The sequence below is a fragment of the Thiocapsa sp. C2-2m genome (assembly GCF_041903745.1).
Lineage (GTDB): Bacteria > Pseudomonadota > Gammaproteobacteria > Chromatiales > Chromatiaceae > Thiocapsa > Thiocapsa roseilacustris.
Window position 1 is genome coordinate 137,622 of record NZ_JBBWVD010000015.1, and the last position, 9,667, is coordinate 147,288.

9 protein-coding genes and 2 pseudogenes are annotated in these 9,667 nt (G+C 63.0%); 3 read left to right on the forward strand and 8 right to left on the reverse strand.

Features of this window, described 5'->3' with window-relative positions; genetic code table 11:
* Positions 1-141: 141 nt before the first annotated feature.
* Positions 142-1,656: an amidophosphoribosyltransferase gene (gene purF / locus AADX97_RS13525; protein WP_374233844.1), complete on the forward strand. Its 1,515-nt coding sequence runs from the start codon at positions 142-144 to the stop codon at positions 1,654-1,656.
* Entirely contained in the window at positions 1,634-2,878 is a 1,245-nt protein-coding gene (locus AADX97_RS13530) for an O-succinylhomoserine sulfhydrylase (protein ID WP_374233845.1), read from the forward strand. Before purF ends, AADX97_RS13530 begins: the two co-directional genes overlap by 23 nt.
* Positions 2,879-3,050: 172 nt before the next feature.
* On the opposite strand, the pseudogene AADX97_RS13535 reads toward AADX97_RS13530, so the two are convergent.
* From AADX97_RS13535 to AADX97_RS13565, 7 genes and pseudogenes are all read right to left on the reverse strand, one after another.
* Positions 3,051-3,995: pseudogene (locus AADX97_RS13535) on the reverse strand (transposase); the annotation flags it as partial.
* 300 nt (positions 3,996-4,295) lie between these two features.
* A complete protein-coding gene (locus tag AADX97_RS13540; protein ID WP_374237448.1) occupies positions 4,296-4,649 on the reverse strand; it encodes a hypothetical protein in 354 nt (117 codons plus the stop codon).
* A gap of 9 nt (positions 4,650-4,658) precedes the next feature.
* Positions 4,659-4,745: pseudogene (locus AADX97_RS13545) on the reverse strand (prepilin-type N-terminal cleavage/methylation domain-containing protein); the annotation flags it as partial.
* Between the two features lie 11 nt (positions 4,746-4,756).
* Complete coding sequence (locus AADX97_RS13550) at positions 4,757-5,812, reverse strand: PilX N-terminal domain-containing pilus assembly protein (protein ID WP_374237442.1); 1,056 nt, start codon at positions 5,810-5,812, stop codon at positions 4,757-4,759.
* Positions 5,813-5,825: 13 nt separating this feature from the next.
* Entirely contained in the window at positions 5,826-6,626 is an 801-nt protein-coding gene (locus tag AADX97_RS13555; protein WP_374237443.1) for a prepilin-type N-terminal cleavage/methylation domain-containing protein, read from the reverse strand.
* Positions 6,620-7,261, reverse strand: a complete 642-nt coding sequence (locus AADX97_RS13560; RefSeq protein ID WP_374237444.1) for a GspH/FimT family pseudopilin — start codon at positions 7,259-7,261, stop codon at positions 6,620-6,622. The genes AADX97_RS13555 and AADX97_RS13560 overlap by 7 nt, the downstream gene beginning before the upstream one ends.
* The gene (locus tag AADX97_RS13565) at positions 7,258-7,710 is read right to left on the reverse strand and encodes a type IV pilin protein (RefSeq protein ID WP_374237445.1); all 453 of its coding nucleotides are present in this window, start codon (positions 7,708-7,710) and stop codon (positions 7,258-7,260) included. The genes AADX97_RS13560 and AADX97_RS13565 overlap by 4 nt, the downstream gene beginning before the upstream one ends.
* A gap of 215 nt (positions 7,711-7,925) precedes the next feature.
* On the opposite strand from AADX97_RS13565, the gene AADX97_RS13570 reads away from it, so the two are divergent.
* Complete coding sequence (locus AADX97_RS13570; protein WP_374237446.1) at positions 7,926-8,504, forward strand: hypothetical protein; 579 nt, start codon at positions 7,926-7,928, stop codon at positions 8,502-8,504.
* On the opposite strand, the gene AADX97_RS13575 is transcribed toward AADX97_RS13570, so the two are convergent.
* Positions 8,417-9,469: a DNA-formamidopyrimidine glycosylase family protein gene (locus tag AADX97_RS13575; RefSeq protein ID WP_374238846.1), complete on the reverse strand. Its 1,053-nt coding sequence runs from the start codon at positions 9,467-9,469 to the stop codon at positions 8,417-8,419. The two genes, AADX97_RS13570 and AADX97_RS13575, sit on opposite strands and share 88 nt — an antisense overlap.
* Positions 9,470-9,667 lie beyond the last annotated feature (198 nt).

A 9,667-nucleotide genomic window follows, 5' to 3' on the forward strand; every position in this document is an offset into this window, starting at 1 on the left:
TGTTCGGGGCGGGCGCTTAACCTTGGATCAAGCGATCGGGCGTTCGATGTTGTCCCGGGTCAACCTCGCGGGGTATAGTCCGCGGTTCCGAATCAGCAGCATCCGTCTCGGTCTCCGGGGCTGGGCGCGGGCGAGGAAGTCATGTGCGGCATCGTCGGCATCGTCGGTAAAAGTCCGGTCAACCAAGCGCTCTACGACTCGCTGCTGGTGCTCCAACACCGGGGACAGGATGCCGCGGGCATCGTGACCTGTCAGGGCGACAAGCTGCACCTGCGCAAGGACAACGGTCTTGCGCGTGATGTCTTCCGAACCCGACACATGATCCAGCTGGGCGGCAACATGGGAGTCGGACATGTCCGTTACCCGACCGCCGGCGCGGCCAGCTCGGCCGAGGCCCAGCCCTTCTACGTCAACTCGCCCTACGGCATCGTGCTTGCCCACAACGGCAATCTGATCAATGCCGAAGACCTCAAGCGCGACCTCTTCGTCGAGGATCTCCGCCACCTCAACACCGAGTCGGATTCCGAGATCCTGCTGAACGTCTTTGCCCATGAGCTCCAGCTTCAGGGCAAGCTGCGGATCGACGAGCACGACGTCTTTCGCGCCGTCTCGGGTGTGCATCGACGCTGTCGAGGCGGCTATGCCGCGGTCGCAATGATTCCGGGCTTTGGTGTCTTTGGCTTCCGCGACCCGCACGGGATCAGGCCCTTGGTCTACGGACGTCGCGAGACCGATTTAGGTACCGAGTACATGATCGCCTCCGAGAGCGTGGCGCTCGACACCATCGGCTTCACCCTGATCGCGGATGTCGCGCCTGGCGAGGCAGTCTGCATCACGGTCGACGGTCAGATCAACACCCACCAGTGTGCCGCCCAGCCCATCCTGTCGCCCTGCATCTTCGAGTTCGTCTACTTCGCCCGCCCGGATTCGATCATCGACAACATCTCGGTGCACAAGGCGCGCTCGCGTATGGGCAAAAAGCTCTCCGCCAAGATCAAGCGCGAGTGGTCGAATCACGACATCGACGTCGTGATTCCCATCCCGGACACCAGCCGGACGGCCGCACTCCAGCTGGCCAATCAGCTCGGCGTGCCCTATTCGGAAGGCTTCATCAAGAACCGCTACATCGGACGCACCTTCATCATGCCCGGCCAGCAGGTCCGCAAGAAGTCGGTCCGTCAAAAGCTCAACGCCATTGATCTGGAGTTCCGTAAGAAGAACGTCCTGCTGGTTGACGACTCTATCGTGCGCGGCACCACCTCGCAGCAGATCATTCAGATGGCGCGTGACGCCGGGGCGCATCGGGTCTACTTCGCCTCCGCAGCGCCGCCGGTGCGCTTCCCCAATGTCTACGGGATCGACATGCCTGCGGCCAGCGAGCTGATTGCTCACGGTCGCACGGAGGACGAGGTCGCGCGCGAGTTGGGTGCGGATCGGCTGATCTTCCAGGAGCTCGGTGATCTGATCGACGCTGTCCAGAAGAAGGGAAAAAGCCATGTGGATCGTTTCGATACCTCGGTCTTCGACGGCGTCTACGTGACCGGGGATGTCACCCCCGAGTATCTTCAGGCGCTCGAAGCGAATCGCAACGACGTCGCCAAAACGGCTTACGGCTCTTTCAACGAGAACGTCATTGACCTCTACAACTCCGCCTGACGGCCCGGCGGGCAACGACGTGGCGGCTGAAGCGCAGACTTCGGCCGAGCTCGGTTTCGCGACCCGCGCCGTGCGTATCGGCCACCACCGTACCCCGGAAGGCGAGCACGGCGAGCCGATCTTCACGACATCCAGCTTCGTCTTCAAAAACGCCGCCGAGGCCGCTGCGCGTTTTTCGGGCGATCAAGCGGGCAACATCTATTCGCGTTTCACGAACCCGACGGTCTCGGCCTTCGAGGAGCGTTTGGCCAGCCTGGAAGGCGGCGAGCGTTGTGTGGCGACTGCCTCCGGGATGTCCGCCATTCTGGCCGTCTGCATGGGTCTGCTGGAGGCCGGGGACCACATCGTCGCCTCCCGGAGCATCTTCGGCAGCACCACGCTACTCTTCAACAAATACCTCTCCCGGTTCGGTATCGCGACCAGCTATGTGGCGCTCGACGACTTGGAGGCATGGGACGCGGCGATTCGCCCCGAGACTCGGCTTCTGTTCTGCGAGACGCCGTCCAATCCGTTGACCGAGATGGTCGACATCCGGGGTTTGGCCGAGGTTGCGCATCGCCGTGGCTGTTTCCTGGCGGTCGACAACTGCTTCTGCACGCCGGCCCTGCAACGCCCGCTCGAGCTCGGCGCGGATCTGGTGATCCACTCCGCCACCAAGTACCTGGACGGGCAGGGGCGTTGTATCGGCGGCGCCGTCGTTGGCGATCGCAAGTCGGTCGGCGAGGGGGTCTACGGCGTCTTGAGAACGGCCGGCCCGACCATGAGTCCCTTCAACGCCTGGGTCTTTCTCAAAGGGCTCGAAACGCTGAATCTGCGGATGTTCGCCCATGCGCAATCCGCCGCGGCACTCGCGCAATGGCTCCTCGCGCAGCCGGGTATCGAGCGGGTCTATTATCCCGGTTTGCCGGATCATCCCCAGCATCATCTGGTTGGCTCCCAGCAACGCACCGGCGGCGGCATTGTTGCCTTCGATGTCCGCGATGGTCGGGACGGTGCCTGGCACCTGATCGACTCGACACGCCTGGTCTCCATCACGGCCAATCTCGGCGATGTGAAGACCACCATCACCCATCCGGCGACCACCACCCATGGTCGGCTCACACCGGAAGAGCGCGCCGCCGTCGGCATCGGCGAAGGGCTGGTGCGGGTGGCCGTCGGCTTGGAAGAGATCGAGGACATTCAGCGCGATTTAGCGCTCGGTCTGGAGACGCAATCCCCCTAAAGATACGCGGGAAAGCCGCGTAGGGTGCGGTGAGCGCAGCGAACCGCACCGTGCTTCCTAGCAGCCTGTCGGACTTGCCCCCTGGAGGGCCGGTATCGGAGCCCCGATGGGCCGTTTGTTGCGTAAATAAGACGTTTTTGGGCGAAAAGCGAGGGTTTCCTCCCGATTTCCCTTACTGCAGGCGCAATACGGCCATGCGTTTTAAGTTCCACGCCAAGCAGACCAGGGTCCACTCGTTCTGAACATTGTCCAGACCGCGGGTGAGGAACTGACGAAACCCCATCACGGATTTGATGATGCCGAAGACCGGCTCGACGGTTTGCTTGCGCAGGGCGTAGGTCGCCCGGCCGTTGGGAGTCTTCAAGCGGTGGGCCATGCGCTCCACCGCCGTCGCCTCGGCGGGCGGGGCTTCGGGGCTCTTGAAGCGCTCCGACCAATGGGGGTGGTGTGCGTCGCGTTTGATCGCGATCGCCGGCTCGACGCCGGCGCTCTCGCAGGCCGTCACGTTGGCCTCGCTGAAGTCGCCGGCATCGGCCAAGAACTGTTCGGTCTGGTTGATCTCCTCGGGCAGGGCCTGCAGCCGCTCGAGCATCGGCGCGAGTTGTTGCTTGTCGTTGGCCGCCTGCGTGACCTGCGGGAGGAGCACCAGCATGGTCTCGGTGTCGACCACCGCTTGGGCGTTGTAGCACTGCTCGAAGCCACCACCGGCGACCGGCATGATGCGGGAGTCTTCGTCGGTGAGATTGATCTGGTCGTCGGGACGCGGGCCGGGGGTGGGCGCCTTGGGCGGTTTGCCGCCCGGATTGCGTCCCGTGGCCGCCGCCTTGGCCGCGCGGGCGGCGAGCTTGGCCTCGTGGTCGGCCTGCTCGCGGGCAAAGCGCTCGGCGGCGCGCGCCTCGATCTTGACCTTGGCCGCGGCGATGGCCGCCAGGCGATCCTCGCGGCGCTTGAGCTCCTCGGGCAGGCTCATGCCGTCGGGAAGGTTGGCCGCGTCGGCCTCCTCGGCCAACGCCAGCAGCTCTTGAACCTCGCCTTTGAGTTGCGCCTCGATCGCCTCGGCGTGCCCGTAGGACAGGGCACTGTAACGGCTGGCATTGGCGTGGATTTTGGTGTAATCGATGTCGCGGTTGATCGAACGGAAGTGGCTCATCGGCTCAGGCCCCAAAGTGAGCTGCGCCTATTCTAACGGGTTGCGGCGCCGTCCGACACCGGGAAAGTCCGACAGGCTGCTAGAACACGCGGCCTTGCCAGGCTGCACCATCCCCGGTCTCATCTGTACCGGACATTCGTTTGAGGCGGGATGCGATGATCTTGGCATCGTGCGCGCATAGCTTCGGCAGCAATTGTCGGCAACCCTGGGTTCGGTGCGGTTCGCTATCGCTTACCGCACCCTACGCGCCGACGGTTGGTTGCTAGTTTATTTACCGATAGGGTTCAACTCCACCGATGTCGACTGCGCGATATAGGTCGTCAGGGTTGCCGACTCGAAGGTTGCGCCTCGCTCGTCCTGTTGCGCGGTGGTCCAAGAAAGGGTGATCGAGATCTCTTTGTAAGTGGGCGATGAATGGTCGGTGACAATCCATTCGCGGGAGAAGTCGCTCGTGCCTCCCTCCGCAGCAGGGATCGAGTCGTTGTGAGTCCCTTGCTCTAGATCGTCGTGGTGATAGTCACCTGCTCTCAACTCCTCGAGCTTTTGCTGCGCGAGATTGATCGCCGTCGTCCGAGCCTTGGTATCGCTCGCGCCTGCCATGACGCGCATCTGGATCTGCATCAGTCCAAAGAGCCCAAGCGAGAGGACAACAAGTGCGATCAATGCCTCGACCAGGGTGAATCCGTGAGTGCGTGCCGATCGACTTCGTGAGTGCATAGTTTGACTCCCTAATTCCAATCGCGCCAACTGCCCGGGATGCGACTGGTCCAAGTTTTCTGAAGGCCTGCAGGCGTAACGCCTAGGCTCTTCGGCTGCTCGTTCCAGTTGTACAGATCGCTATTGGCCGTTAACTTGTCTAGCCCGCCCTCGAATATGACTGATCCGAAGATGTCTGCACCACCCCATCCCTGGCTGCGACAGGCCGTCGGACTTTCGAAATAGACGATGCCATAGATGTCGCCGCCAAGCTTCGGACAGCCGGCCGACGTGTCGAATGCAACATAAACCGGCCTTTCGGATGTTCCAAGATCCTTTGCTTCTTTCCCATCGTATGCCCAGATGAATTGAGGGTCATCCGGATCATCCGCCGCAGCTAGCGCCTTGAATCTGTCCTTGCTGATGCCAAACGCATAGTCCCAAGCGCTGCTCGCGAAGGCTTTCGCCTTGATCTGTTCATCATCAAGCGGATCCTTTTTATTGAAATGACCTTCCTCTATGTCACCCCTCTCCGCTGATGAGGCAATGGCGATGGATTCGCAATCCTCTGCGGCATTTGGGTCGTTGCAGTCGGCCGGGTAGATGTCCGGGTTGCCTGTGACCTTTTGGATTCCGCCGTTGACAACCAGTGGTGGCATGCCTTTTCCGAACCCCTTGTTACTCAATAGGCTCTGCTGCTGAAAGCACTCGGTCGCAGTCGCTTGGATGCTCGCGTCGCTGCTGGCCTCAGCCCTGGATGAAACGCAGGTATGGTCGGGTTCCACAACCGGGGGCGGGTCGAAGCGAATGTCGTAGATGTAGTCGTGAGTGGCGTTTAGCGCAGGGACATTGGTGTCTTCAGTGATGTTGCCGCCGGCACTCAAGACAGCCAAGGCATAATCGAGTCCTGCCTGAGCCGCCTGCTGCGCCTCTTTTGCGCGCAATTCATTGTTCGCGATGCGCTGCTCGATCACGCCGACACGAACTGAGCTGAGCGTGAGAATGGTCGAGCCCATGAGCAGAAGCAGGCCCAACATGAGGGTGAAGGCACCGCGCTGGGACGATGCCGATCGAACATCTGTTCTCATGGCTTGTACTCCGTCAGTCCTGGTGAAAATAGCGGTCGTTGCGCACGGCTGCAGTCCCGTCCAGACGCAGTTGTACGTCCGGGCTATTTTTCAGCTCGCCGATCAGGGTAATGTCGACGGAGCGTGAGGTGCGGCAGATGTCCCCGGTTGAGCAGGGGTCCGCCGAGTCTTTGCTCGGGTTCAGATTGAGTGTCGTGGTCGGGATATCGAAGCTCAGGGTGGTGATTCGCACGTTTCTGTCGTCGGTGAGCCGCTCCCAACGGCCACTGCCGCTCGCACAGTCGAAGGTGTCGTCGCTTCCATCCTTGCGGATGCGCAGCTCGATGGCGCCGTTCCTGAGCCGAAACCCGAACATCTCGACATTGCTGCCGTCGAGCAACGCTTCCCCTTCGGGCGAGCAGATGCCGCAGCCGACCTTGCCGTTGTCGTCCATGTCGTAGCTGTAAAGCAGACAGCTCGCGGTCGTCTCCCCGCTGACCGCACCCGTGCGCAGATCGGTGTTGAATCCCGCGATCGTCCGTTGGAACGGATTGTCGGCCGCGTTGCTGGCTGCACCCGATGGAAAGGCCCAATACCCGGCGCGACGGATGTCCTGCTGCATCAGCTCGAGGACGGCGCGCAGCTCTTGCTGCAAGCGTGCCTGCTGGACGTTCTGAGTCGTCGCCCGCGCACCCAGGAGATAGGTCGAGGAGATCCCGATCAGCACCAAGGCGCCGACTGTGGTGCCGACCAAGAGCTCGGTGAGGGTGACGCCGGCTTGTCGACGGGAGGTGCGCGCCGGCGGCCTGAGCGGTTGAGCGGTGCGTCTCAGCATGTCTCGAATCCGGGCAGCGAGCCGTTCGGTGAGCATGTCCGCACACGGCCGAGCTTGCTCAGGATCACGCGCAGCTGCGCCCCCGCGGGCGAGTCGATCGTGACACTGCCGAAACTGGTGGCGGTTGCGCGACGCGGCTCGAACATGAGCCGGGGCGGACTCTTGAGCGAGCTTGCGATCGAGACGACCTGAACGCCCCGGAAGTCGTGGCCGCCGGTACGCTTGAGGACGGGTGTGCCGGCGGTGTCCAGCACACAGGCATCCGTGGACGTCGCATCGGTCAGACGACAATCGCAGGTGGTTTCCGCCGTGATGCCGTAGCACCAAGCATTGGCATCGATCACGAGCGACAGCGTGCGATTCCGCCGGATGGCCTCGCCGCGCATCCACTGGAGGTCTTCCATCAAGGTCTGTGCCGCGCTTTTGAGCCGGTTACGCTCCAGCATCTCCTGCATCGTCGGGACCCCGATGCTCGCCAGGATGGCGAGCACGGCGAGCGTGATCATCAGCTCCAACAGGGTGAAACCGGATCGAGCGTGCGGCACGCCCGGGCGCAGCGATCGGCTCTTGCGCCTCAGTACGGGGCGATCAGCTCGCGTGGCGGGAGGCGCGATCGTGATGGCGGCATGCCTCATCGCCAACACTCCGCGGGCGTCTTCGCGCCATCTTGATCGATCGTCAAGACGTTGCAGGCGACCCCGCCGGACCGATCTACCGTTTGGGCGGCAAGCGCTGTTGCGGTCGCGGTGAAGCCGGCCGCGTTCGCGTTGCTCAGGGTCAGGTCATACCAGCCTTCCGGGCTTGTCGTCGCAAGCGGCAGGCTGTAACCGTCAGCGGCGCCGCAGACCATGCCGGATGTTTCCGGGTCCAGTGTCTCGGCATACTGGCTACAATTGCCGCGAAAGCGCTCCTGAGCCATCGCGATGCCGACCAAGGCCGTTTGTCCATCCGTGCGTCGCGCCTTGCGGATCTGCTCCTGATAGGCGGGTAAGGCCACGCTGGCGAGGATAGCGACCACCGCGATGGCGATCATGAGCTCGATGAGCGTGAAGCCGGTTCGGGATCCTCCGAGTCTATTTGCCATGCACCTGTCCTTGCCGTCGAGCCGGTGGTGTGCGTGACCGCGCCGGTGTGGATGGGGCGTCGGTCGATGCGTCATCTCGTGTACGGGTGAGTATGACGTCGTTTCGTGTAATTTACCAGTACCGACGAACGCTCCCGATCGGGCGGCTCGGCGTGATCTCCGAGGTGCTCGCCACAATGTGCATTCCCAACAGGAAACGAACCGGTACAAGACTCATGACTGCGAACACCCTGATCCGATCAACCCTCCTCGGCGCGCTGGTCGTTTTGATCGGCGGTTGCCAAACCCTCGTGCGCGAATCCGTGGAGACCGGCTGGGTGGAGATCCCCGCGGGCAGCACCCTGACGCTGAACCGCGCGGTGTCCATCCCGCCCGGACGGGCACGCGTCTTTCTGGAGGATCGGGACGCGCGAGGGGCGGGCGGCGGGACGAGCTGTGTCCTCGAGGTCCGCCGAATCGATGAGCAGGGCACCCAAAGCATCCCGGCCGGCGAAATCCCGATCACCCGTGTGCAGAATTATGTTGCCTTGGTGTCGGGCCGTGTTCCGACACCGGCCCCTGGCGAAGGTGTTCGCTTCCAACTGGCCGGTCACGGCGACAGCGGCGGGTCCCAGATGATCCGTCCCGGTTATCACTTCTGGCTCGACGACGGTCAGGATCCCAACCTGATGCGCATGACCTGTCTGGGGCGGCTCGATGACCCGGCCTATACACGGGCCCCGACGCTTGCCGAGATCCGCGCCGTGCTGGGTGATGTCGCGACCTTGCAGGTCGCGCTTCCGACGGGGCCTTGAGCGTCGGCCGCGAATGCCTGGGTTCGCACGCTCGCCCCGGCATACCTACCCCCCATCCCCGAAGGGAATTGCGGGCGCGACGGTAGGAACGACTGTAGGGGCGACGGTAGGGGCGACTTCAGTCGCCCAAACTCAAGTCCCCCTGCCTGCTCTTCTATCCTCTCCCGGAACACGCTTCGTCCCGACTGGCAGGCCGGACACCAGTAGGTGGATCTTGCATGTTGCCCGAGACGTTCTCGCAACAGGTTCGTCCCGCAGCGAAAGCAGGGCTTTCCGGCGCGGCCGTAGACCCAGAGGATGCCGCGACCGTCGTCGGCGGTGCGCGTGACGCGGGGACCGCCGCCGAGGTTGCTCAGGAGAAGGCGTTCAGCGGTCCGGTAGAGCGCGGCGAAGGTCTCTTCCGAGATATCGCCGAAGCGGGTCCTCGGTGCGCAGCGCTCCAGGAAGAGGACCTCGGATTTGTAGACGTTGCCGATGCCACTGGCGATGCGCTGATCAAGCAGCAGATCGACGAGCTCGGTGTCGGGGAGCAAGAGCTCGCGCGCGCGACGGAGGAGGGACTCGGCGGCCGGTGCGTCGCGACTCAGATCCGGTCCGAGACGGTCTGTCCGATCGCGTCTACGCAACCCGCAGGTCTCGAGGATCTCGACCTCTTTGGCGTTGAAACAGACATAATCCTGTCCCGCGATGCTCAAGACGAGCGTTGCCCGATGCGCGGGTTTCTGCCAAGTCCGGCCGACCGGGTAACGGTGCCAGGAGCCGTACATCCCGAGGTGAACCCGAAGCGAGGTCCCGCCTTCGAAGTCGATGAAGAGATGCTTGCCCTTGCTGGTCACCTGCAGGACCTGATCCTGTGCGAGCGCGGCGATGGCGCGACCCTGCAGACGGACGCCGTCGAGGCATTGGCCGACCAAGGCGCCGGACAGAAAGCTCGCGAGCTTGTGGATGGTGTCGCCTTCGGGCATGGGTGATCCGAGATTCGACAGGCAAAAAAACGCCCCGCGATGCGGGGCGAGCGAACAAAGAGAACTCATCGTTGCGTTTCCTTCGAGCCTGCAGGCGTCGAAGGGTTCCCGAATCCGTCGCTCGACTTGGGATCGTTAAACCGTTTCAACGTCCGACTGGCCAGATTGATCATCCTGGATCACCCGTAGGCCGCCGCC